The sequence below is a fragment of the Desulfosoma sp. genome (assembly GCF_052743555.1).
This window is the reverse complement of the sequence record NZ_JBRAHS010000006.1, coordinates 110,056-133,033: the sequence shown is the minus strand read 5'-3', so window position 1 is coordinate 133,033 and position 22,978 is coordinate 110,056. Positions and strand designations below refer to the sequence as shown.

19 protein-coding genes are annotated in these 22,978 nt (G+C 57.3%); 4 read left to right on the top strand and 15 right to left on the bottom strand.

The features are described 5' to 3' along the window. Positions 1 to 8: 8 nt before the first annotated feature. The 4 genes from groES to pilB form a co-directional block, all read right to left on the bottom strand. Positions 9 to 299 carry a co-chaperone GroES gene (groES, locus tag ACUVSA_RS05560; protein ID WP_445892063.1) on the bottom strand — a complete coding sequence of 97 codons (291 nt, stop codon included), beginning with the start codon at positions 297 to 299 and terminating at the stop codon, positions 9 to 11. A 121-nt stretch (positions 300 to 420) separates the two neighbouring features. After that, a complete protein-coding gene (locus tag ACUVSA_RS05555; protein WP_445894082.1) occupies positions 421 to 2,214 on the bottom strand; it encodes a two-component system sensor histidine kinase NtrB in 1,794 nt (597 codons plus the stop codon). 24 nt (positions 2,215 to 2,238) lie between these two features. Further along, positions 2,239 to 3,456 carry a type II secretion system F family protein gene (locus tag ACUVSA_RS05550; protein WP_445894081.1) on the bottom strand — a complete coding sequence of 406 codons (1,218 nt, stop codon included), beginning with the start codon at positions 3,454 to 3,456 and terminating at the stop codon, positions 2,239 to 2,241. Positions 3,457 to 3,586: 130 nt separating this feature from the next. Continuing rightward, on the bottom strand, positions 3,587 to 5,338 hold the full coding sequence (gene pilB, locus ACUVSA_RS05545) for a type IV-A pilus assembly ATPase PilB (protein ID WP_445894080.1): 1,752 nt from the start codon (positions 5,336 to 5,338) through the stop codon (positions 3,587 to 3,589). A gap of 474 nt (positions 5,339 to 5,812) precedes the next feature. Between pilB and ACUVSA_RS05540 the strand changes: the two genes are divergently transcribed. The 3 genes from ACUVSA_RS05540 (at position 5,813) to ACUVSA_RS05530 (ending at position 8,715) form a co-directional block, all read left to right on the top strand. Next, on the top strand, positions 5,813 to 6,097 hold the full coding sequence (locus ACUVSA_RS05540; RefSeq protein ID WP_445894079.1) for a PxxKW family cysteine-rich protein: 285 nt from the start codon (positions 5,813 to 5,815) through the stop codon (positions 6,095 to 6,097). 496 nt (positions 6,098 to 6,593) lie between these two features. Continuing rightward, the gene (locus ACUVSA_RS05535) at positions 6,594 to 7,799 is read left to right on the top strand and encodes a transketolase C-terminal domain-containing protein (protein WP_445894078.1); all 1,206 of its coding nucleotides are present in this window, start codon (positions 6,594 to 6,596) and stop codon (positions 7,797 to 7,799) included. A 16-nt stretch (positions 7,800 to 7,815) separates the two neighbouring features. Beyond that, the gene (locus ACUVSA_RS05530; protein WP_445894077.1) at positions 7,816 to 8,715 is read left to right on the top strand and encodes a thiamine pyrophosphate-dependent enzyme; all 900 of its coding nucleotides are present in this window, start codon (positions 7,816 to 7,818) and stop codon (positions 8,713 to 8,715) included. A 284-nt stretch (positions 8,716 to 8,999) separates the two neighbouring features. On the opposite strand, the gene ACUVSA_RS05525 is transcribed toward ACUVSA_RS05530, so the two are convergent. The 11 genes from ACUVSA_RS05525 to mnmG form a co-directional block, all read right to left on the bottom strand. Then, complete coding sequence (locus ACUVSA_RS05525) at positions 9,000 to 9,995, bottom strand: beta-ketoacyl-ACP synthase III (protein WP_445894076.1); 996 nt, start codon at positions 9,993 to 9,995, stop codon at positions 9,000 to 9,002. A gap of 11 nt (positions 9,996 to 10,006) precedes the next feature. Further along, complete coding sequence (locus ACUVSA_RS05520; protein ID WP_445894075.1) at positions 10,007 to 10,798, bottom strand: SDR family oxidoreductase; 792 nt, start codon at positions 10,796 to 10,798, stop codon at positions 10,007 to 10,009. A gap of 38 nt (positions 10,799 to 10,836) precedes the next feature. After that, entirely contained in the window at positions 10,837 to 11,574 is a 738-nt protein-coding gene (locus ACUVSA_RS05515; RefSeq protein ID WP_445892791.1) for a tRNA1(Val) (adenine(37)-N6)-methyltransferase, read from the bottom strand. 132 nt (positions 11,575 to 11,706) lie between these two features. Continuing rightward, complete coding sequence (locus ACUVSA_RS05510; RefSeq protein WP_445892792.1) at positions 11,707 to 13,053, bottom strand: DUF1015 domain-containing protein; 1,347 nt, start codon at positions 13,051 to 13,053, stop codon at positions 11,707 to 11,709. Positions 13,054 to 13,648: 595 nt separating this feature from the next. After that, positions 13,649 to 14,341 (bottom strand): DUF434 domain-containing protein, encoded by a 693-nt coding sequence (locus ACUVSA_RS05505; protein WP_445894074.1) that lies wholly within the window; start codon positions 14,339 to 14,341, stop codon positions 13,649 to 13,651. A gap of 26 nt (positions 14,342 to 14,367) precedes the next feature. Continuing rightward, positions 14,368 to 15,081, bottom strand: a complete 714-nt coding sequence (locus ACUVSA_RS05500) for a DnaJ domain-containing protein (RefSeq protein WP_445894073.1) — start codon at positions 15,079 to 15,081, stop codon at positions 14,368 to 14,370. 270 nt (positions 15,082 to 15,351) lie between these two features. Beyond that, a complete protein-coding gene (locus ACUVSA_RS05495) occupies positions 15,352 to 17,046 on the bottom strand; it encodes a long-chain-fatty-acid--CoA ligase (RefSeq protein ID WP_445894072.1) in 1,695 nt (564 codons plus the stop codon). Next, the gene (locus ACUVSA_RS05490; protein ID WP_445894071.1) at positions 17,018 to 17,164 is read right to left on the bottom strand and encodes a hypothetical protein; all 147 of its coding nucleotides are present in this window, start codon (positions 17,162 to 17,164) and stop codon (positions 17,018 to 17,020) included. Before ACUVSA_RS05490 ends, ACUVSA_RS05495 begins: the two co-directional genes overlap by 29 nt. A gap of 91 nt (positions 17,165 to 17,255) precedes the next feature. Then, on the bottom strand, positions 17,256 to 18,242 hold the full coding sequence (locus ACUVSA_RS05485) for an electron transfer flavoprotein subunit alpha/FixB family protein (RefSeq protein WP_445894070.1): 987 nt from the start codon (positions 18,240 to 18,242) through the stop codon (positions 17,256 to 17,258). A gap of 52 nt (positions 18,243 to 18,294) precedes the next feature. Beyond that, positions 18,295 to 19,092 (bottom strand): electron transfer flavoprotein subunit beta/FixA family protein, encoded by a 798-nt coding sequence (locus tag ACUVSA_RS05480; protein WP_445894069.1) that lies wholly within the window; start codon positions 19,090 to 19,092, stop codon positions 18,295 to 18,297. A gap of 758 nt (positions 19,093 to 19,850) precedes the next feature. Next, a complete protein-coding gene (gene mnmG / locus ACUVSA_RS05475; protein WP_445894068.1) occupies positions 19,851 to 21,734 on the bottom strand; it encodes a tRNA uridine-5-carboxymethylaminomethyl(34) synthesis enzyme MnmG in 1,884 nt (627 codons plus the stop codon). A 51-nt stretch (positions 21,735 to 21,785) separates the two neighbouring features. Here mnmG and ACUVSA_RS05470 point away from each other — a divergent pair, with 51 nt between their 5' ends. Continuing rightward, positions 21,786 to 22,760, top strand: a complete 975-nt coding sequence (locus ACUVSA_RS05470) for a TIGR01212 family radical SAM protein (RefSeq protein ID WP_445894067.1) — start codon at positions 21,786 to 21,788, stop codon at positions 22,758 to 22,760. The last annotated feature ends 218 nt before the right edge of the window (positions 22,761 to 22,978 follow it).

The following is a 22,978-nucleotide window of genomic DNA, read 5'->3' as shown; positions in this document are numbered from 1 at the left end:
CGTCAACGTTACTTTTCAATGATGGCCAAAATGTCGTCTTCGCGCATGATCAAAAGATCTTCGCCTTCCACCTTCACATCGGTGCCCGCATACTTGCTGAAAAGCACGCGATCCCCCGCCTTCACATCCAAGGGGCGACGGGTGCCGTCTTCCATGAGCTTGCCGTTGCCCACGGCCAGAACTTCACCTTGAATGGGTTTTTCCTTTGCCGTGTCGGGAATGATGATGCCGCCGGCCGTCCTTTCCTCTTCCTCAATCCGTTTGATGACCACACGATCGTTGAGCGGTCGAAGCTTCATGGAGCCTTCTCCTTTCCTTATAAAATCAGAGTTTTTTTGAACAACCACACCGTGCCTTATTAGCACTCATCGAAAACGAGTGCTATATAATCACGGGCGTCCTTTTTGGCAAGGGAAAAAATTATGGCTGCGGCAAAAAGACGCGCACGCACATGGGAAAGGCGGCGGAGGACCCTACACGCACGTGGCCGCCTGCGGCATCCACCAGCCGGTGGACCAGACTCAAGCCCAAACCCAGGTGGCCTTCCTTGGTGGTAAACAGGGGGTCAAAGATTTTGTGGGCCACGTCGGCGGAAACGCCCGGGCCGCTGTCGGCCACCTTCAAAAGGACGCCCGAGCGCCCATCTTCGTGGGCATGGGGGTAGGCACCGATCTGCAGATGCCCTCCCTCGGGCAGGGCTTCCGCCGCATTGGCCACAAGGTGCCAGAGGATTTGAAAGAGATGGCGGGGAACCAGGGTCACGTGAAGGTCTTGGGGTACATCCACGTGCACGCGATGCCGGTTCGACAGGTGCTTGCTCATGGTCAGGGTTTCCAGGACCTGGTGCACCGTTTCGGCAACGGCCACAGGTTCGGGTTTTTCTGAGGCTTTGCCTTCTCGAGCGATCCATAGAAAACGTCCGACCAAGGTGTTCAATCGATCGATCTCGCGCATGAGAATATCCTGAAGGCGCCGGGCCACATCGTCGTCCTGAGTCCCTTGGGCGGCCATCATTTGGGCCGCGCCGCTGATGGCCGCCAGAGGATTTTTGATGTCGTGAACGATTTCTCCGGCCATTTTGCCGGCGAAGGCCAACTGTTCCAGACGCCTCATGCGTTCCTGCAGGGCCTTGATCTCGGTTTGATCCTGAAATACAATCACTCGGTCCTGACTTGGCCGGGCCGTCTTCAAGGGCGACACCGTCACCACAAAGGATCTTTGTTCACCCGAGGGCGTCTCCCGCACAATTTCCAGAACTCGGCAAGAACTCGGACTTTCCTGAGCCTTCTCTCGGACGTCGCCTTCCGTGCCAAAACCCGTGCACGAAAACCTGTGGTCAGCCGGTTCGGACGCCTCAGGCAGGCTCTTTGAGAACGGCTTTTCGGCGTTCGTTACCGGATTGTGGTGTTGTAGTTCGGGGAAAACGCGCTCCAGAGGCTGCCCCTCCAATGCGGAAGCGTCCACCTGAAGAAGTTTTTGGGCCGCGCGGTTGGCATAGGTGATGAGGCCATGGGCGTCGGTGGTGAGCAGCCCGGCCCCCAGACTTTCCACCAGCCGACGGTAAAAGGATTCCAGCCGTTCGATGTCTCGGCTTTTTTCAGCCGAAAGTCTGGCCCATTTTTGCAGTTCCATCGCCAGATATCCGCTGATGAAAGCCACGAGAAAAAACGCCGAAGTGGTGACCGCCAAATTGTAAAGGTAGACTCCGCTCGAAACCGCCGACACGGCTCTGCCCATAAACGGCAAAGGATGCACCCATCCATAGAGCTGTAAGTCGAGAAGAACTCCATAGGCGATGGTGGACACTGCGGCGGCCCAGAGGCTTCCTCGACGCTGAAACAAAACCGCCGCCGCCATGATCAAAGCCATGTAGAGAAACGGAAAAGGGCTGGTCACACCTCCGGTGAGATAAATGAGAAAGGTCACGGCCAAAACATCAAAGGCGAACTGGCCCGCCGCGAAAAGCCCGTGGCGGTGCACTATGGGGAGCACACAGGCGCTCAAAAGGGTCACGGAAAAGAGGACGGCCGCGTAGATGTAAAGGGGTGTCAGGACCGGTTCCGAAACGTCCCGAGACAAGCGCAACTGAAAAAGAAAGGTCACGGCCAGAATAAAGACCGCGGCCAACAACCGCAGCACCAGATGCGTGTGCACCGTGCGTTGAAAGGCGGTATTTGCTTCGGCAATCCAAGGGGCACGCGAGGCCTTGGTCATGGCCCGCCTCTTTTCACCTGTGGCTCATGAGCCTCGAGAAACCACGTCCGCCAATTGAAAAATGGGCATGTACATGGCCACCAAAAGCCCGCCGATGGTGACGCCCAAAAAGACAATAAGCATGGGTTCCAGAAGAGACGTCAAGGCTTCCACGGTGGCGTCCACCTCTTCATCGTAAAAGTCGGCCACTTTGGCCAGCATGTTGTCCAGAGCTCCCGTGGCTTCCCCTACGGAAACCATATGGATGACCATGGGCGGGAAAATGCCGCTTTCCGAAAGTGGCTCCGACAAGGTCTTTCCTTGAGACACAGCCTGCTGCGCTTGACGAACGGCCTTTTCAATGACGGCATTGCCCGAGGTCGCCGCCACCAGTTCCATACTTTCCAGAATGGGCACGCCGCTGCCCAGCATGGTTCCCAAGGTGCGGGTCACGCGGGCTAAGGCGACCTTTTTGATAAGCATACCGAACACAGGCGCCTTGAGGAAAATGCGGTCGGTGAGGTCGCGCCCGCGGGGTGTCTTTCGAAACCTTTGGAACAAAAAGCCAAGCATCACAACGCCCAAGATCATCCAGTGAATATAATTCTTGACGAAATCGCTCAGATTCATGACCACCAGGGTCAAGGTGGGCAAAGCAACACCGGCATCTCGAAAGAGGCCGGCAAAGACGGGAATGACATAGATCAGAATGACGGCGATGACGATGACGGCGATGGCCACCACAATGGCCGGGTACGTCATGGCGCCTCGCACTTTCTTTTTCAATGAAGCAACCTTTTCCAAGTAGGCGGCCAGACGTGTCAGGGTCACATCCAGAATGCCGCCCGCTTCCCCCGCCGCCACCAGGTTCACGAAAAGCTGGTCAAACACTTTGGGGTGCTTTCGCAGGGCTTCGGAAAAGGCGGCTCCTTCTTCGACGTCCTTTTTGAGCGCGCGAAGCACTTTGCGAAAAGCCTTGTTTTCCGTCTGGTCCCTGATGATTTCCAAACACTGAATGATGGGCAATCCGGCGTCGATCATTGTGGAAAACTGGCGCGTAAAGAGCACCAGATCCTTTTCTTTAACCTTTTCTTGAAGTGCGGGAATGTATTCCAGAAGATCCTTGGGTTTGGGTTTGAGTGTTTTCAGTGAAAAGCCTTGACGCTCCAGTAGTTGGCGCGCAATGGTGAGATTGTCGGCCTCGATCTCTCCCTGAACCTTTTGCCCTTTGCGATTGACCCCTTTATAGATGAATTCCGGCATGGCGGACTCCGTGTCGACCTGACCGAAAAGGACTCGATAACGTCATTTCCGGCTCAGTTGTGGAGGAATTCCGCGCAGCCCGAAAAGAAACTGCGTCTCAACGTCCCCCACAAGAAAATTGATCATGTCCTTAATCCCTCACCGTGGCTCGAAGCACTTCTTCCACCGAGGTGATGCCTTCCTTGAGCTTGTTGATGGCACTCCGGCGCAGCGTGAGCATGCCCAACCGAATGGCTTCCCGTTTAATTTCCGAAGCGGAGGCTCCCACCAGAACCAAATCCCGAATCTCGTCGGTCATGGCCATGACTTCATAGAGGGCGATGCGGCCCCGATACCCCGTGTTGGAACAGGCCGGGCACCCTCGACCGCGATAGCACGTGAACGTGCCCACTTCCTCTTCTCGAACCCCAAGATCGATGAGGGCTTCCGGTGGAATGTCTTCCGGAATGCGGCATTCGGGGCAAACGCGCCGAGCCAGCCGCTGGGCCAGAACCAGATTCACGGCGGAGGCCACCAGAAAGGGTTCAATGCCCATGTTGAGCAGACGGTTCACGGTGCTGGGCGCATCATTGGTGTGCAGCGTGCTCAGCACCAGATGGCCCGTCAGAGCCGCCTTGATGGCGGTTTCAGCCGTTTCGAAATCCCGAATTTCGCCCACCATGATGATGTCCGGGTCTTGGCGCAAAAAGGAACGCAGCGCCGCAGCAAAGGTCAGCCCAATGGCCTCATGGACCTGCACCTGATTGATGCCAGGCAGACTGAATTCCACCGGGTCTTCCGCCGTGGAGATGTTATGGCTGACCTTATTCAACTCGGAAAGGGCGCTGTAGAGCGTGGTGGTTTTTCCGCTTCCCGTCGGCCCGGTCACCAGGACCATGCCATAGGGCCGGTAGATCGCTTCTCGAAAGAGATCCAACTGCTTGGGCTCAAAACCCAGCTTGGTCATGTCCAACTGCAAATTGCTCTTGTCCAGAAGACGCAGCACCACTTTTTCCCCAAAAAGGGTCGGCAGCACGGAGACGCGAAATTCCATCTCGCCGCTTTTGCTTTTGAGCTTGATGCGGCCGTCTTGAGGCAGCCGGCGTTCCGCGATGTCCAGGCGGCTCATGATCTTGAGCCGTGAAATGATGGCGTTTCGAAGCTGGTATGGGGGGCGCATGACTTCGTAGAGAAGCCCGTCGATGCGGTAACGCACTCGCATGCCCTTTTCGTAACATTCCACGTGAATATCGCTCGCCTTTTTGCGAATGGCATCGAGAAGAATAAGATTGACGAGCTTGACCACCGGCGCTTCGCCCGCCGCATTTTCCAAATACAGCAGGTCGATTTCCTGGGAACCTTCCACCACTTCCGCGTCCGCTTCGTCGCGGATCATGCCCATAACGGCTTCCAAACCTTCATCAGTGTCGGCCGCATGCACCGATTCAAAAGCCTTTTTGATGAGGCTTTCCGAAGCCACATGGATACGAATGTTCTTTTGGGTGATGAAGCGAAGGTCGTCGATGGCGAAAAGATTGCCGGGGTCGGATATGGCCACATGCAGCGTCGCCCCCATGACTCCCAGGGGAAAAACATGGTACTTCTGCATGACCTGCGGAGAGACGAGCTTTAAAGCCTCTTTGGAAGCGGTCAGGCGGGCCGGATTCACCAAGGGGACGCGAAACTGCTTGGCCAGAAACTCGGTCAGGATTCTCTCGTCAATGACACCCAGCCGAATGAGAATGCTTCCCAATCGGTCCCCGTTTCGGCTTTGCTCTTGTAAAGCACGCTCCAGGTCCTTTGGGCCGATGAGGCCGGCCTGCAGCAACAGCTGGCCGATTTTGTTTCTTTTGACAGAAGCCCCACCGGGACCTTTGTCCTGTGCACTCGTCGCCGTCGTCATACGTGCTCGGGCACCCGCTCCCTCAGCTGTTCGTCATCCACAAGCCTCTCTCAGAAAATCGCCTTTTTTGTCCAAAACTTTAACCCAATTTTGTCCGCCTGTTCAAAAAACCCGTCATCCATCAAACAAAATATCGAACACAAGGAAGACCCTCGACAATGCCTTCCTGCGCCGACGGAAGGGCTAACACCCTCTGTCGAAGGGACCACGTCCTCGCGGTCCGAAGATCATCGGAGGGCCGGAAGGCCCTCTTTTCCACAACAAGGGCTCAGAAAAGCTCGATCGTGGCCCAATGCCGCTCGAACAACATTTTCAAGGAGACCTGGAAAGAGTTGCCTAGTTTGACGGGCTGAAAAAATTTTTTGTTACTTTGTTAAAAAAAAAACCGTTTCATGGGCTTGACAGCTGCGATTTCGTGAGTACTATGTCGCCGATTTTCGGGGCAGACCATCAGAAAACACGGAGGTGATCGCCATGATTTGTCAAACGGTGAAGGCGGGTGTGGACTGCTTCTTCATGACCAAAGCCGGCTGCGGGTACAATGGGGGCTCTTGCCATCAGGTGGTGGAGCAGTGCGAAGGATGCCAGCGGATCGTTGAGGTCCCGGCGGGGCGTTTCTGTGCCAGTTATCCCAATCCCAGCATCAAATGGAAGACGGGGCACTGCAATTTTGCAACCCATGTCAAAGCGCCTGTGACTTCACAGCAGGTGAAGATCAATCCCCTGAAGGCTTCCAAGCGGGCGTCCAAGGCCAAGTAAACCGCACCATTCCCCGGGCTGACAAGGAGAGCCGCCCTCCAGCTCACGACGGCTGAGTTTCGGCTCTCTTTTTTGTCTTTCTCCCTTCTTTCTGAAAAAACCGACCATGCCCCCCTCTGGGCCTTTGTCAAATGATTGCCATTGACTTGATTCTTCCGTGTCGTTATGTGAAATGCTCTCGCGGCAGCGTCTGATGGGGCCGGCTCAGCGGTGTTTTATGGACTCAAAGACCATCCGCGACGCCGGACCGCGAGGGTGCGGTCCTTCCGAACATTGGGGACCGTGAGATTATGGTCCTTCCGAGTCGAATCGGGTGAGCGAGCCCCTGCGATTGGAGGGACGCGTCCTGCGCCTCCGCAAATGCGCCGACCGCGAAGAGCGCACCCCTTCCGTCGGCCCATGCGCGGGCGTGTGAACATGAAGGAAAGGCATTTTCAGAGGGACTTTTAGGCGTTCGAGCCTTGAGCGCAGAGAGCAAGGAAAGGTTTGCGACATCGTGGCACCAAAAATTCTCACGGGAAATCAAACAGCGGCTTTGGCGGCAAAGCTCTGCCGCGTGCAGGTCATCGCCGCCTATCCCATCACGCCCCAGTCGAAGATTCCTGAAGTGCTTTCCGAGTATGTCGAAAGGGGCGAGTTGCAGGCGGAATTCGTTCGCGTGGAAAGCGAACATTCGGCCATGGGGGTCTGTATTTCCGCTTCCCTTGTGGGCGCCCGCGCTTTTACGGCAACCGCCGCCAACGGGCTCGCTTACATGCATGAGCAGCTGCATTGGGCGGCGGGAGCGCGCGTGCCCATTGTCATGCCGGTGACGAACCGAGGATTGGGCGCCCCTTGGACCATATTGAACGACATGCAGGACAGCATCGCTCAAAGAGACACGGGCTGGATGCAGTTTTACTGCATGAACAATCAAGAAGTTCTCGACCTCATCATCCTCGGCTACAAAGTGGCGGAACGCCTGCTGGTGCCTGTCATGGTCTGCTTTGACGGCTTTCGCCTCTCCCACACCATGATGCCCGTGGATGTGCCCAACCAGGAAGCCGTGGACGCTTTTTTGCCGCCGTTTACACCGGCGTATGAGCTGGATTGGCAACGGCCTGTCAATATCAACGCGGTGGTGATGACGGATCCCATCGCGGGGCCCGATGGCCGTCTGTGCCCGGGGTACATGGGCATTCGCCGACGCCTTCAAGAAACCTTGGAATCGGCCGTGAGCGTTCTTGCCGAAGAGGGCCGAGCCTTTGAAAAACACTTTGGCCGAAGTTATGAAGATCCCCTTCCGGCATACCGCACGGAAGATGCGGAGATTGTCTTCGTGACGATGGGTTCTTTGGGCGGCGAAGCTTCCGAGGCCTGTGACATGCTTCGAGAACAAGGCATCAAGGCGGGCGTGACGAGTCTTCGGGTCTTTCGCCCGTTTCCCAAACAAGCGGTGCGAAACCGCCTTGGTCACGCGCCTCGTCTGGCGGTGGTGGAAAAAGCCATCAGTTACGGTCTGGAAGGCGCTTTGGCCACAGAAATCAAGTCGGCCCTTTACGGCTTGAACGGACGGCAACCGATCGTGGCTGGTTACATTGTCGGTCTTGGAGGAAAAGACGTCAAACCCTCGGACTTGTGCGACATTGCCAAGCAGGCCATGACATTCGGCACGCAAGAGGAGGTGCCGTGCCATTCCGTTTGGTTTTCCAACGAAGTCTGACGAACAAGGACACCCTATGGCGACCGCTTTGATGGATCTTCCCGAAAAAGAATACATTCTCCCTGGCACGCGAACCTGCGCGGGTTGCGGCCTGCCCATCGCCTACCGGCACATTCTTAAGGCCCTGGGGCCCAAGACCATCGTGACCCTTCCGGCCTGTTGCCTCACCATTTTGCACGGCATGTACCCCAAAACACCGGTGCTCGTGAATGCCGTCAACAACGTCTTTGGCGGCACCGCCGCTTCGGCGTCCGGATTGGCCGCGGGACTCAAGGTTCTGGGTAAAGACGATTATGTGGTCCTGGCCATGGCCGGGGACGGCGGCACGTTCGATATGGGCATTCAGGCGCTGAGCGGCGCTGCCGAAAGGCAAACCAACTTCATCTACGTTTGTTACGACAATGAAGCCTACATGAACACGGGTGTGCAGCGTTCCAGCGCCACGCCGTCCGGAGCCATCACCACGACAACACCGGTGTTTCCCAAGGAACAGCCCAAAAAAGACTTCATTCAGATCATGGAAGCCCATCACCCGGCGTATCTGGCCACCACCTGTTCATCCTACCCCATGGACCTTTACGACAAATTTTCCAAAGCACGCCTGATTCAAGGAACCCGTTTCATCCATTTGACCACCCCCTGCCCCGCGGGCTGGGGCTTTCCCACGCGAGAAACCGTCAAGATCGGCCGCTTGGCCGTGGAAACCGGCGTGATTGTCCTCTACGAAGTGGAAAACGGCGTGTTTCGCCTTACGGGAAAAAGCCTCAATCTGGCCAAGACCCAACGCAAGCGACCCGTGGCGGACTACCTCAAGACCCAAGCGCGCTTTAAGAAAATGACGCCCGAACAAATGGAAGCGTTTCAAAGAGAGGTGGACGCGCGGTGGGGAAGTTTGCTCGCCCGCGCCGGAATATAGAACCCCGTCCGAAATTGGCTTTTCCCGGCCGTCATCGTACCGATCTGTAGGAGCGCCGCAAGCGCGACCAGGCATCGCGGCTGGCGCCGCTCTTACAACTTAAGCCGAAGGGACGCGGCCAAACCATTGTCGGCTCGGCTCAGGGCGAAAGGAGGGGTAACTTCCTGGTATCGTCGGAACGCGCATCTCGCGTCTTTCCGGTGTCAAGGATTCGCTCGATGCGCGATGCACTCCGTAGGGACAGTCTCTTGCCGCTTCGAGCCTTCCCGCACGCGCGTCTTTTCTTAAATCCAGCGCATGAGGATGCTTCCCCAGGTAAATCCGGCCCCAAAGGCGGACATGACCAGGTAATCGCCTGTGTCCAGAAGGTTTCTTTCCACCGTCGCTTCGTAGAGGCACAGCGGAACGGTGGCGCCGGTGGTGTTGGCGTACCGATCGATATTGATGATGACCCGGTCCATGTCCAACCCCATGCGGTTGGCGCAGGCTTCGATAATGCGCAAATTGGCCTGATGCGGAATGAACACCCTGACATCTTTTCCGGAAAGGCCGTTGCGTTCCAGGATTTTTACGGACACATCGGCCATTTCCGTCACGGCGAACTTAAAGACCTTCTTGCCTTCCTGATACACGTAGTGCTCTCGAGCCCTGACGGTTTCTTCGGAGGCCGGGCGTCGGCTGCCCCCGGCCTTCATGTGCAGATATGGTTCGCCGGCCCCATCGATCCTTTGAATAAAGTCCAGAACACCGTAGCCATCTTCATCGCAGGGTTCCAAAAGCACCGCGCCGGCGGCGTCACCGAACAAGACGCAGGTGTTGCGATCCGTATAATCGATGATACTGCTCATGACATCGGCGCCGATGACCAACACTTTGTCGTACCGGCCCGATTCGATCATCTGCACTCCGGTGGTCATGGAAAAGATAAAACCCGAACAACCGGCGGAAAGGTCAAACCCCCACGCCTTATCGGCCCCGATGGCCCGTTGCACCAAACAGGCCGTGGAGGGAAAGAACATGTCGGGCGTGACGGTGCCCACGATGATGGCATCCACTTCAGCGGCCGAAACCCCGGCACGATCCAGGCATTCTTGGGCGGCGCGAGCGGCCATGAAGGAACACCCCAGGCCCGGTTCCAGAATCCGCCGTTCCCGGATGCCCGTTCGCGTCAGGATCCATTCATTGGTGGTGTCCACCATTTTTTCCAAATCTTCGTTGGTCAGTTTCCGTTCCGGAAGATAACGTCCCACGGAACGAATCCGCACCCTTCGTCGGCTCATAGCTTATCCTTTCACATCACGCCTTTGTAGTATCCCCCGTCAATATGGATGGATGCCCCCGTGATGTACCCGGCTTGTTCCGAGGCGAGAAAGGTCACCAGAGCGGCAAATTCTTCGGGAGTGCCCAGGCGCCCCATGGGAATGCTCGCCCGCCATCGATCGATGACCGCTTCCGGCGTGGTTCCTTCCTTTTGCGCCGTCATCACGGCGAGACTACGGACCCGCTCGGTGAGCGTATAGCCGGGACACACATTGTTCACCGTAATGTTGTAGGGGGCCAGTTCGTTGGATAAGGTCTTGGCCAGACCCACCACGCCGGATCGAATGGTGTTGGAGAGAATCAAGCCGTCAATGGGTTGTTTGACTGACACCGACGTCATGTTGATGATTCGGCCCCAGCGCTTGGCCATCATGACCGGCACCGCCTCCCGCGTCATGACGATGGTGCTCAGCAGGTTTAAGCGAAATCCGAAATGCCACAAATCCTCGTCGATTTCGAGAAAGGTCTTGGCCGGCGGGCCTCCGGCATTATTGACCAAGATGTCCACAGTGCCGAAATGGTCAAGGCCCTTGCGAATGAAGTCGCGCGCCTGTTCGGAAACGGTCACATCGGCCGGAATGCCGATGACTTGCCCGCCTGTTGCCGCTGCGATCTCTTCCACGGCTTTGGGCAGTTCAGGGTCGTCCAACCCGCAAATGGCCACCTTGGCCCCTTCCCGACACAATTCCATGGCCACGGCCTTGCCCAGCCCCTGACTGGCTCCGGCCACGAAAGCCACCTTACCCTTCAGCCCAAGATCCATAAGCCCTCCTTTGCGTGTTCATCTCTGCTGCGTCAGGCTCACCAACACCCCGCATGCAACCGAAGCATGGCCGGGCTGTAGCAGCCGGTTTCCTCGTAAATGATAAAAGGCGGCGTCACTTGAAGCTCCTGACCACTGCCCTTAACGCATTCCATGTGCACAAGCTTAGCCGGCGCGTCGCGTTGAGAATGGATAAGGGTCAGCCGCTTGGGGCGCAGGCCAGCTTTCACGGCGGCCGTCACGAGATCGTCCAACCGAGACGCCGGGTAAATGACCGCCGAGCGCCCCCCTTCCTTCAAAAGGTACGATGCGGCCTCAAACATATCCTGCACCGTGCCGTAGAGTTCGTGCCGAGCCACCGCCTTTTGCAGATTCGGATTCCTTCTTCCCGAGCGAAGCCGCCGATAGGGTGGATTGGACACCACCAGGTCGAATCCTTCCGGTGCAAAAACCTTGTTCACGTCCCTCCAGTCCATGCAATGAATGCGTACGCGCTCGGATAATCCGTTGACTTCGGCATTTTTCATGGCCAAAGCCGCCAAGCGCCACTGAATTTCCACGCCCACCCATTGCCCGCCCGCCCGTCGCACCGCCAAAGCCAGCAGCACGACGCCGCAGCCTGTCCCCAATTCCATGATGCGATCCGTGGCCTTGACGCGGGTCAGCCCCGCCAAAAGCACGGCATCAATAGAAAACCGATAGCCCCGCCGGTCCTGGTAAAGGGACAAAGCTCCCTGAAAGAGGCGGTCACAGCTAACGTCTGCCTCCTCGCTCACGCATCCCTCAGGGATCAGCTCTTCGCGGTCTCGTGATAACGAGGCGGGCATGGTCACGATCTCACACCCATCATGTGCGCGGGCCGTCATGAATGAAGATGCCAAGGGAGAGCGACCCATCTCATCGGTTCATCAAGGCAACTCGACCGTCTCCGTCGAATCCATGGGATGCATGACAAGGCCGCTGAACACTTTGGGGTAAAAATAGGTAGCCTTGTGCGGCATAATTAAGCCGGCTTGGGCCACATCGCGCACTTGGTCCACCCGCGTGGGATTGACGAAAAAGCCCACGGTCGCTTCTCCCGACGCCACGGCGGCCAGAGCTTCGTTCAGGTCATGGCTGAAGCGAATGTTTTCCGCGTCGGACAAATACACGTCATCCAAGCCCAGAAGGCCTCGCAGCACGAGGTGATCCACCACCACCACATCCAGGTCCTGCAAGACTTCGGGAAAGCCTTTATTCGCAAGATAAGAACGGGCGGCGCTTCTGTTCACGTGCAGGACCCAATAAGCGTCGCCGCCATGGTGTACGAAGCCGATGGCAATCTCCTTTTGGGCACGAAAAGAAGCCAAACGCTCCTGCCATGCCGCCCGTCCTGCGTCATGCATGGAAAAGGACAGCAGCCGGAAAAACGCCTCACCTTTGTCGATAACCCGCAAGGCCCTGTGCGCATCCAGCCGAGGCAACAACCTATGGGTGGGCAGCACCACAAGGCCGTCGTCTTCCATAGGGCAAAAATACGTGAGCACGTAATGAAAAGGGGCTTCGAAGGAAGCGTTCGGATGCTTTTCCATCATGAGGCGTCGATAATTGAGCGCTGTTTCATAGCGATGATGGCCGTCGGCGATATAAATGTCATTATCCGCCATAAGATTCCTGAGATGCCGCACCTCTTCGGGCCGACTCATGCGATGAAGGCGGTGCACACATCCACGAAAATCGCGGCACTCCACCAACGGTTTCTTGCTGAGGTGAGCTTGCATCAGATCGCGCACCCGCCCATCCGCATCACTGAACAGGACAAAAATAGGGCTGAAATGCACCCGACATTGCACCAAAAGCGCCAGCCGTTCGTCCTTGACCTTTTGAAAGGTGCGCTCGTGGGGCCGAACGCATCCTTTGCCGAATTCCTCCAGCCGAAGCAACCCAAAGAAGCCATGGCGCATCTTGCAATCGCCTGCAAAGGGGTATTCGAGCTCGTAGGGAAAAAAGGCTGGCTCAGATTCTCGCATAAGGATGCCTTCACGGCGCCACTGCTGAAGATATCGGCTCGCCCGCGTGTGAGCGTTGTTTCCGGGTGTGTCCTGATCCGTCGTCTTTCCCAGTTCCAAGCGAACCATGTGGTAAGGATGCATGGCATAAAAGGCGTCTTGTTCCGCTGGACTGATGATGTCGTACGGGGGTGCGATCACGCGACCCAGGTCGCCCACGAGGTCGGGGTTGTAACGAAGCGCGCGAAAAGGAGCGACAACAGCCATGAATGGATCGCCTTTCTTCAAAGAGGTTCTTGGTGCGCCTCCGGTGAAGCGCTGTTATTGCGCACGGAAGCATTCACAGCGCCTCCGTATCACACGAGCGCTTCCTAAGCAAGAAAGGCCTGCACGCCCTGAGGAGCCTGCCTGAGAAGGCCTTCAGTCGGAGCCGCGCAAGCCGCGATTCTTTATCGCGCCTTGCCGCGCTCCTACAGCCTCAAGTGGACAGGACGGCGCTCAACACCTGAGGAACAAGCTCCCGGGAGCGCGTCCCTTCAACACCAGGGGTTCACCCCACCTTTTTCTCGAAGGCCTTCTTTCCTCGGGGTCTGCATCTCCCCTTGGCGCCGGTTTCTTTGGAAGGTCCCGCATACGGGTTTCTTTCGGGCGCACCGCACCTGGGTTTCTTTCGGAGGGACCGCTCACGGGTTTCTCTCGGAGGGACCGCGTCCTCGCGGTCCGAAAGTTGCCAAACCCTGAGGCGGCTTGCGTGTTGGGAATATCATGACGAACGTGCAAAAGCGCGTCTCTCCGAAAGCATGTGCGCAGAAATCCTCGATCCGCGCGCACGAACCCACGGAAAGCGTCTTTGAATGCGCTTTTAAATGGCGGCCAGCCCACGAAAATCGTAGCCGCAAAACGGTAGGCTCATGAAATCCATCACCCCGCGGGCCAGATCCAGCCAGTGCGTGGAGGATTCCACCACGGCGTGGTCGCTGGAAGCAATCACCGCCTTAGATGTCGGAAAATGTTTTTCCGGCACCGGCACAGCCCATGCTTCACCCAAAAGACCGTGTTTTTGAAGGCTTTTTCTGTATTGGGCGGCCAGTTCACCGCTTCGACTCATGGGAGCATCAAAAAGAAAATAGACTTCCACGGAAGGAAACGCCTCAAGAAATGAAAAAATCGCTTTTATGGCCGGCTCGGTCACCTCCGACATGTGGTAGCTTCCCGAAAGCGCCGCCACATCGCGCAAAGCGCCGTCGTTGGCTAAAACCATAGGCCTTTTGAGAAGAAGGCTTTCCACCGTGATGTGCACATTATGACCGTCCACCCATAAAGGCCGGTGACGCCACAAGGCGCCGCGCACTCTTTTGGCGAGCCGCTGAGCGGCGCTTCTTTGAGAAAACACGCCACGGCGAAGGAGATCTCGCTCGCTGCGCACCAAAGCAAAGCGATTCCCCACCCAATGCAAAGCCGCCTCGCGCGGGTAACCTCGGTCCTGCAACCAAAGAAAATCCCGGGCGGCTTGGTAAATTGGCTCATCGGAAGCGGCTGGCGATGGCCGCGCCATAGTCCAGGTCCTGCCAAGGAAAAAGATCACGCGTCGGCAACCACGTGAACAACGACGTACAGGTCGCCGGGCGGGCCTCCGTGAGGGGATGGGGCCCCGCGGCCGGCCATTCTCAGGCGGGCTCCGTCACCCACATGGGGTGGAATTCGAACCAAGACCTCTTCCACGCGGCCTTCGACGCGATAGCTAACCCATACCGCCTCGCCCTGGGCCAGGCGCGATGAGGCCACTTCGATGTGCACTTCAATGGATGGCCCTTTGATGCCCGCCCTTTTTTTCGAAGACATTGGAGCGCGTTCCATGAAGCAGCACCAAGGGTCCAGGCACTTTTCCACGAAGGAGAGATCGTCCATAAAAGAATCTTCGTGAATCCACCTGAAAAAACTTGCCCTAGATCGGCCGTGTCTTAGAGCGGCCAAGGATTCACGCACGCCGTAGGCCGGATAAGGCGTCGAGGACCAAGGGCATGAAGCTTTCCGGCGCGCATCGTAGGCCTTTTTCTTTTCCGGATCCCCCAAAACCCCGTAAGCTTCGTTGATTTCCTTGAGTCTTTCTTCGCCGGCCGCGTCGCCCTGGTTTCGGTCGGGATGATGCTTTCGAACCAGAGTCCGATAAGCCCGCCGAATCTCATCCCTTGAAGCGTCTTTGGAAACGCCAAGAATGCCATAGTAGTCTTTGTCCGCCACGGGCTGTAAGACCTCCGCCCACTCGCCGACATGGTGTCCGTGGAAATGTTCCACGCCCTAACGGTTTTTACTGTCAAATTTTAACGCATTATAGCGAGAAACCGGGCGAAATATAAAGAATTGTGAAACGGTTTAAGATGTCAAGGGGGTCCTTTCCGGCAGTCCCCACATCCGAGTGAGCACGCGGGCCCTTTGAGGAACATCGGTGGGGCAAGTCCTCGGTATCGGACGGATGCGCTCCTGTGCGTCCGAAAATCTGCGGACCAGCAGGAGCCGGTCCCTTCGGAACAAAAAAGCCAAGGGAAGGCGGTCTCGAGGACGCTCCTAGTTTTTCGAACCGGCTTTCTCTTGCGCTTTGCGCAGTTCTTCCGCTCGCAATTCCTTTCGCAAAATCTTGCCTACCATGGTCTTAGGTAAAGCCTCTCGAAATTCCACAGCCTTTGGCACCTTGTAGGCGGCCAGCTTGGATTTGCAAAACGCAATGATTTCTTCTTCCGTCAATGTTTCACCGGGTTTCGGAACAATAAAGGCTTTGACCGTTTCGCCTCGGTACGGGTCGGGCACACCCACCGTCACCGCATCCAAAACCTTGGGATGCGTGTAAAGAACTTCGTCGATCTCCCTCGGATAAATGTTGTAGCCTCCGGCGATAATCATGTCTTTTTTACGATCCACGATGAAAAAGTAACCGTCCTCGTCCATCGTGGCGACGTCGCCGGTGTACAGCCAACCATCGCGCAGGGTCGACGCCGTCTCCTCCGGCATGTTCCAATAGCCGAGCATGACTTGAGGACCTTTGACCACCAGCTCGCCGGGTTGGCCCAGGGGCGCCTCGCTCACCCCGTCTTCCAGGCTGATGATCCGTGCATCGGTGCTGGAAACGGGAATGCCGATGGACCCGGGTTTTCGCATGCCACTGATGGGGTTGACATGGGTCACGGGACTGGCTTCGGAAAGCCCGTAGCCTTCCACGATAATGCAGCCGGTCATTTCTTCGAATTTCCTCAGCACCTCCACCGGCATCGGTGCGGAACCCGTGATACAGAACCGAATGGAGGACAAATCGTAGTCTTTGACCTTGGGATGATTGATCAAAGCCACGTAGATGGTGGGAACACCAGGAAACAAGGTCGGTCGGCTCTTGTGCAAAAGTTTGATGAATTCATCGGCGTCAAACCGGGGAACCACAATGGTCGTGCATCCGCCGTACAGGGAAAAGTTCATGCACACCGTCATGCCGAAGACGTGAAAGAAGGGCAAAATGGCCACCAGCCTTTCCCGACCCCAACGAAAATCAGGAAACCATGCGGCCACTTGCAGCACATTGGCCAAGATGTTACGGTGGCTCAACATGACGCCCTTGGACACTCCCGTGGTTCCACCGGTGTACTGCAACAGGGCCAGGTCGTTCAGAGAGGCGGCGCAAGCGTCCTTGAGCGGCGAATGTTTGGCAAGGAGCTGAGAAAAATTCACCACGCGGCGTCCGTCATAGGGGACGGCCATGAACAGGTTCTGTTTCTTGGCCTTGATGGGATAGAGAACCTTAAACAAAAAGGGCAAATATTCTCGTAGACTGGTGACCAACACTGTACGAATCTTGGTGGACGCCAGGACCTTTTCCACCTTGGGAAACAGGTGGTCCAAAACAAAGAGCACCTCGGCTCCTGAATCGTTCCACTGGTGCTCCATTTCCCGTTCCACATACATGGGATTGGTCATGACCCCCACGCCGCCCAACCACAGGGTGGCATAGTAGGCGATCATGGTCTGAGGACAGTTGGGAAGCATGATGGCCACCCGTGTCCCCTGGCCAACGCCCATGTCCTTGAGCGCCGCGGCAAGCCGTAGCACCTGATCCCAAAACTGCCTGTAACTCACCTTGGCGCCGAAAAACTCCGTCGCCGTGTTTGCAGCATACTTTTCCGCCGTCCGCGACACCAGGACCGGAAGCGGCCAATTGGGAAAATCGATCTCCTGAGGTACCTTGCTGTTATAATGTTTCAGCCACGGGCGATCCATGCACGTCCTCCTCCCTATCCCCTGCCATGCTGGGCACCGCCCAGAGGCCTTCAATGCTCACTTCCCCTTGCCCCGACGTCACAGGCATTTGGGGCGCCCCCTCGCCGGGCAGCGGCACGTCCTGAACGCTCAGCGCTCAGCCCTCCAGCGTTTTCGACTGGAGCGTGAGCGCGGTGCCAGCCACGCTCACGCATCGAGCCTTAGTTCCCCTAGCACGTGCTCTTCAACTTGCGCACTTCTTCCGTAAAAGCCGGAATAAACTTGAACAGGTCTTCCACAATACCGTAATCGGCCTTAGTGAAAATGGGGGCTTCCGGATCCTTGTTCACCGCCACAATGTATTTGGAAGAGCCCATGCCCGCCAGGTGCTGAATCGCCCCGGAAATGCCCACGGCGATGTACAGATTCGGGTTGACCACCTTGCCCGTTTGGCCCACCTGATCGGAATGGGGCCGCCAGCCCGCATCCACCGCCGCTCGAGACGCCCCCACCGCGGCGCCCAGTTCCTTGGCCAGTTGTTCTAAAATAGCGAAGTTTTCCGCAGCCTTCATGCCCCGGCCACCGGAAACGATGATTTCCGCTTCCGTCAATTCCACCTTGCCCGTGGTATCCAGTTCCACACCCAAGGCGCGCGACCGGGCATCCGGAAGTTCTACGGCCACCTTTTCCACCTGAGCCTGCCGCGTGGCGTCGGCGGCCTTGCAATCCATGACGTTGGGTCGGCAGGAAATCATGGGCAGAGCGCCCTCGGCCCATTCGCACCAGGCAAGGCATTTGCCAGCAAAGATGGGACGCTTGGCTTTGATGACGCCACCATCACACTCCACCTGAATGCAATCCTGGGCCAATCCGGTCTGCAGCCGCGCCGCCAACCGGGCACTGAGGTCCTTGCCGTCCACCGAAGCCGGCAACAGCACCGCCGCAGGCTGCAATGGCTCGATGAGAGCCGCCACGACGGGCACGTAAAGTTCCGGGACATAGTTTTCCAGCGCGGCGTCCTCCGCCACAAACACTTTGTCCACACCGTAGTAGCCCAATTCCACCGCCTTGTCGGCCACGCCGGATCCCACGGCGATGCCGTAGAGGGGCACATTCAACGCGTCGGCCAGCTTCCGCGCTTCACTGGCCACTTCAAACGATACTCGGCGAAAATTCCCCGCACGAAACTCGGCAATCGATACCACACAGTCGGCCATTTCTTATCTCCTTACGCTCCTGTGGCGTTGATCGTGTCTCTGAATCCAAGCTTTAGATCACCTTGGCCTCTTCATGCAGCGCCTTGATCAAAGCGGCCGCTTTGCCTTCCGTGTCCAGTCCGTCATCGATGATTCGACCGGGTTTGCGCTCTGGAGGCATTTCCAGAGAAACCATGCGAATCTTGGCTGCTGGCGCGCCGCATTCCTCGACACTGAGCCCAAGATCGGCAAGCTTTTTCATTTCCAACGGTTTCTTTTTGGCCTTCATGATGCCGGGAAGAGACGCATAGCGGGGGTTCCACACGGCATGGGACCCACCCATGGTGACCACGGCGGGGAGGTCGGCCTGCAACATCACCTTGCCACCCTCGAGGGGCCGTTCAATGGTCACGCTCGAACCGTCGGATTCCAAGGAAACAGCCAGACCCACATGGGGCCAGCCCAGAAGCTCCGCCACCATGGGCCCTCTTTGCGCCAGGTCGTAATCCACGGCCCGGGAACCGCACAAAACAATGTCAGGCTGCAGCCCTTGCACCACGGCCGCCAGGGCCCGAGCAACCCCCAGACTGTCGCTGCCCTCCAGAGCCTCGTCGTCCAAAAGAACACCTTTGTCGGCGCCCATGGCCAAGGCCGTTCGAATGGCTTCCACCACGCGCTGCGGCCCCCAGCTGACGATGGTCACCGTGCCGCCATGCTTTTCCTTAAGGCGAAGCGCCGCTTCCACGGCAAATTCGTCGTAGGGGTTGATGATCCACTTGAGATCCTGCGTCACGATGGATTGCCCGTCCGGCGCGATGCGAATGACCGATTCTGTGTCCGGCGTTTGCTTGAGAAGCACCACAATGTTCACGACCTGTCCTCCTTTTTCGATGTCACGAGCTGCTTCACCCTTGACGACGTCACCCGCCTACTGTGCGAGCGAAACGCAATATGCCCTCATCACTACGCCAAGCATCCACAAAAACCTTATCCACCAAGCCTTGTGGCTCAGTTCTGACCGCTCCCTGAAAACCCGCTGGACGGCACGCCCAGGCGTCGTCCCTTCTTGCGGCCCCACATCTCCCAACGATGGGGCTGGCTCCCGCCGCTCGACCTCTTCAGCCACCTTCCATTCTTTCAAAGGGACCGCGTCTCCTCGGTCCGCTCATTCCCAAAAGCACGGGAATACATCCCTCCTTTGCCTAGCGCGCGACCGATAGGGTTTGGCCACCTCCTTGGGTTTAATGCTGTCGCAGCAGGGCTCGCCGCGACCCCACGCCGGTGCGGGTCCCGTAAGCCTAAAGGTCCATGTGGAGATCACGCCCTTCGGCGCCCCTACAGAATGGAACGAAAACGGCGCCGTAGAGCCATTTGCGAGAGAGCTCCTTGAGCTTTGCTCAGCCGATCCACCTTGAAGCGACCGTTTCCTACCGTTCCGCAGATTGGCGGACGGCCTGAGGGCCCTCCCTCGAAAAGTGTGCGTTTTTATCGGGCATCGCCATTTTTCCCCAAGAGCCCGTCTTTTTTCGGCACATTCCCCTTCCTCGCGGCCAAGGCACCCCTGAAGTCCCGCCGTCCAGCACCTCACACGAAGTGTTGCCCAAAAGCCAACAAAAAATGAATGATAATTCATTCATGTGCGCCGGCTGCTACTCCCTGATGGCGCTTGAGATAGACCATCAGGACGGAGAGGGCTGCCGGGGTCATGCCGGGAATGCGCGAGGCCTGGCCGAGGTTTTCGGGGCGCACGGCCGTGAGTTTTTGACGCACTTCGTGGGAAAGCCCCGGAATGCCTTCAAAGAAGAAATTTTCGGGAATGCGCACCCTTTCCATATTTTGAAATTTTTGCATCTCCTTTTGTTGCCGCTGCAGGTAGCCTTCATACTTGCATTCCACTTCCACTTGTTCTCGAACGCGTTCCGGAAGGGGTTCGAAAGGCGGCGCTAGGTGGACGACATCCTCGTAGGTCAATTCCGGCCGTTTGAGAAGCCGATCCAGGGTCAAGGGTTCTTCCAGGCGCGCGCTGCCCTTAGCGGCTAGGTAGGCATTGACTTCGGCTGAAGGAAAAATGCGATGGCTTCGCAGCCGTTGCAATTCTGCTTCGATGGCCCGCTTTCGCTCCACGAGTTCCTTATAAGTGTCGCGGCTGTGCAGGCCTAACTGGTATCCCAGTTCCAGAAGCCGCACATCGGCGTTGTCTTCTCGAAGCCACAACCGGTATTCGGCCCGTGAGGTAAAGATACGATAGGGTTCATTGGTTCCGCGCGTCACCAGGTCATCCACCAGAACGCCCATATAGGCTTGGGAACGGTCCAGGACAAACGGAGGGCGCCCTTGGGCTTTGAGCGCCGCATTAATGCCCGCCCACAGGCCCTGCGCCGCCGCTTCTTCGTAGCCGGATGTGCCGTTGATTTGACCGGCCATGAAAAGGCCGGCCACCTTCTTTGTTTCCAGGGTGCGTTTGAGCTGGGTCGGCTGCACGAAATCGTATTCAATGGCGTAGGCCGGCCTCATGACTTGCGCTTCTTCCAGGCCGGGAATGCTTCGAATGAGACACAGCTGGATTTCATAGGGCAGGGAATTGCCCGTGCCGCTGGCATAGATCTCTTCCGTCTCCAAACCTTCAGGCTCCAAAATGATCTGGTGTTCCTCCTTGTGAGGAAATTTCATCACCTTGTCTTCCAGAGACGGGCAGTAGCGGGCGGAAACCCCCTTGATCGTCCCATTGTACAGGGGGGAAAGGTGAATGTGGCGGCGCACGATCTCATGGGTGCGAGGATGCGTGCGGCCCAAATGGCAGGACACCTGCGGCAGAGCAATGCGGTCGGTGAAAAGCGAAAAGGGGCGCGGATCCGGGTCGCCGGGCTGTTCACGAAAGCGGCTGAAATCGATGGATTGCCGATGCAGCCGTGCCGGCGTGCCGGTCTTCATGCGACCCAATTGGAATCCAAGGTTCTTGAGTTGGTCGGCCAAAGCAATGGAAGGCAGTTCCCAGGCCCGGCCGGCAGGGATGTGCGCCGTGCCGATGTGGATGAGGCCGTGAAGAAAGGTCCCGGTGGCCAACACCACCGATCGTGCGCCGTAAAAGACACCCAACTGATCGACCACCCCGACGATGCGCTCCCCTTCCACCACAAGGGATTCCACCAGGCTCTGTTTGAGTTCCAGGTTGGGCGTTTTTTCAATCTCGTGTTTCATGGCGGTGCGATAACGCACCTTGTCGTTTTGCGTTCGTGTGCCGCGAACGGCGGGACCTTTCTTGGTGTTCAGCCGCCGAAACTGAATGGCCGTGCCGTCGGTCACCCTGGCCATGACGCCGCCCAGGGCATCCACTTCCTTGACCAAATGCCCTTTGCCGATACCCCCGACGGAAGGCGAACAGGGCATGTGGGCCACGGTATCTAAATTGAGACTGAGCAAAAGAGTGCGGCACCCCATGCGGGCGGCGGCGATGGCGGCTTCACATCCCGCATGGCCGGCCCCGACGACGATCACGTCATAGATGAAACTCATAGTGGTCTTTCCTTCCGAAAGCCTGTAAAATTTTTCTTACCTCGCCCAAAAATGGAGGACCCTTTTCGGCCCATGGTCGCCGGCGCCAAGCCCTATCGGGATTACAACACGTACCTACGCAGCGTGTTTCAATGCCGCGTGCACAAGATCAGCCTGGACGCGGGACTCACCTGCCCCAATCGCGACGGCACCCTGGGAACATCCGGCTGCATTTATTGCAACCCTCGAGGTTCAGGCACCGGCGCTTTTCACAGAGGCCTATCCATTCAGGACCAGATTCGAGACGCCAAATCTTATCTTGCCTCACGATACAAGGCCAAGAAATTTTTGGCCTATTTTCAATCCTTCACCAACACTTACGCCCCTCTGGAAAAGCTTCGTCACATCTACGCGCAGGCGTTGAGCGATCCCGATGTGGTGGGCCTCAGCATCGGCACACGGCCCGATTGTGTACCGAACCCTGTCCTGGACTATCTCCAATCCCTTGCCCAAAGCCACATGATCTGGCTGGAATACGGGCTGCAGTCGGCCCATGACGAAACCCTACGCCGCATTCGACGGGGCCATGATGTGGCGCAGTTCGTGGACGCCGTGCAAAGAACCCGCCATCGAAACCTTCCCGTCTGTGTTCACGTCATCTTGGGACTTCCCGAAGAGACCTTGGAACACATGATCGCCACCGCATCCTTTCTCAGCCGTTTGGACATTCAGGGCGTCAAGATTCATGTCCTTTATGTGGTGCGGGGCACCGCGCTGGAAAGCCTTTATCGGCAGGGACGCTATCGGTGTCTGACGAGGGAGGAGTATGTGCGAGCCTGCGCGGCTTTCTTGGCGCATCTGCCTGCCCATGTGATTGTGCAGCGGGTGACGGGGGACCCTCATCCCGAGGAGCTGGTCGCGCCGTTGTGGACCCTGGAAAAGCAAAAAAACATTGAAACCCTGTTGGCCTACATGGACCGTGAAGGCCTTTTTCAAGGAAAACTGTGCGGCGCACCGACGGCCAAAGGCCCAAAGGGTCGTGTCTGACAATGGCTTTTCGGAACCGTTTTCTTTAATATTCTGTAAGAGCGTTGCAAGGCGCGATGGAGCATCGCGGTGTGCGACGCTCTTACCGAAGCTGTTCCCTGACCGGCTTCCTTGCAAGACCTTGTCTGAAACGCTGTCCGAGGTTTCCTCCGCCCGAATCAAGGATTTGCGTGCCCTTGCTTTCAAAGGGACGGCCTTCCGGCCGTCCGCGGCCTTTC

Coding starts and splice junctions, on each gene's coding strand:
- groES (WP_445892063.1), bottom strand. CDS start 299: ATGAAGCTTCGACCGCTCAACGATCGTGTGGTCATCAAACGGATTGAG.
- ACUVSA_RS05555 (WP_445894082.1), bottom strand. CDS start 2,214: ATGACCAAGGCCTCGCGTGCCCCTTGGATTGCCGAAGCAAATACCGCC.
- ACUVSA_RS05550 (WP_445894081.1), bottom strand. CDS start 3,456: ATGCCGGAATTCATCTATAAAGGGGTCAATCGCAAAGGGCAAAAGGTT.
- pilB (WP_445894080.1), bottom strand. CDS start 5,338: ATGACGACGGCGACGAGTGCACAGGACAAAGGTCCCGGTGGGGCTTCT.
- ACUVSA_RS05540 (WP_445894079.1), top strand. CDS start 5,813: ATGATTTGTCAAACGGTGAAGGCGGGTGTGGACTGCTTCTTCATGACC.
- ACUVSA_RS05530 (WP_445894077.1), top strand. CDS start 7,816: ATGGCGACCGCTTTGATGGATCTTCCCGAAAAAGAATACATTCTCCCT.
- ACUVSA_RS05525 (WP_445894076.1), bottom strand. CDS start 9,995: ATGAGCCGACGAAGGGTGCGGATTCGTTCCGTGGGACGTTATCTTCCG.
- ACUVSA_RS05520 (WP_445894075.1), bottom strand. CDS start 10,798: ATGGATCTTGGGCTGAAGGGTAAGGTGGCTTTCGTGGCCGGAGCCAGT.
- ACUVSA_RS05510 (WP_445892792.1), bottom strand. CDS start 13,053: ATGGCTGTTGTCGCTCCTTTTCGCGCGCTTCGTTACAACCCCGACCTC.
- ACUVSA_RS05505 (WP_445894074.1), bottom strand. CDS start 14,341: ATGGCGCGGCCATCGCCAGCCGCTTCCGATGAGCCAATTTACCAAGCC.
- ACUVSA_RS05495 (WP_445894072.1), bottom strand. CDS start 17,046: ATGGATCGCCCGTGGCTGAAACATTATAACAGCAAGGTACCTCAGGAG.
- ACUVSA_RS05485 (WP_445894070.1), bottom strand. CDS start 18,242: ATGGCCGACTGTGTGGTATCGATTGCCGAGTTTCGTGCGGGGAATTTT.
- mnmG (WP_445894068.1), bottom strand. CDS start 21,734: ATGAGTTTCATCTATGACGTGATCGTCGTCGGGGCCGGCCATGCGGGA.
- ACUVSA_RS05470 (WP_445894067.1), top strand. CDS start 21,786: ATGGAGGACCCTTTTCGGCCCATGGTCGCCGGCGCCAAGCCCTATCGG.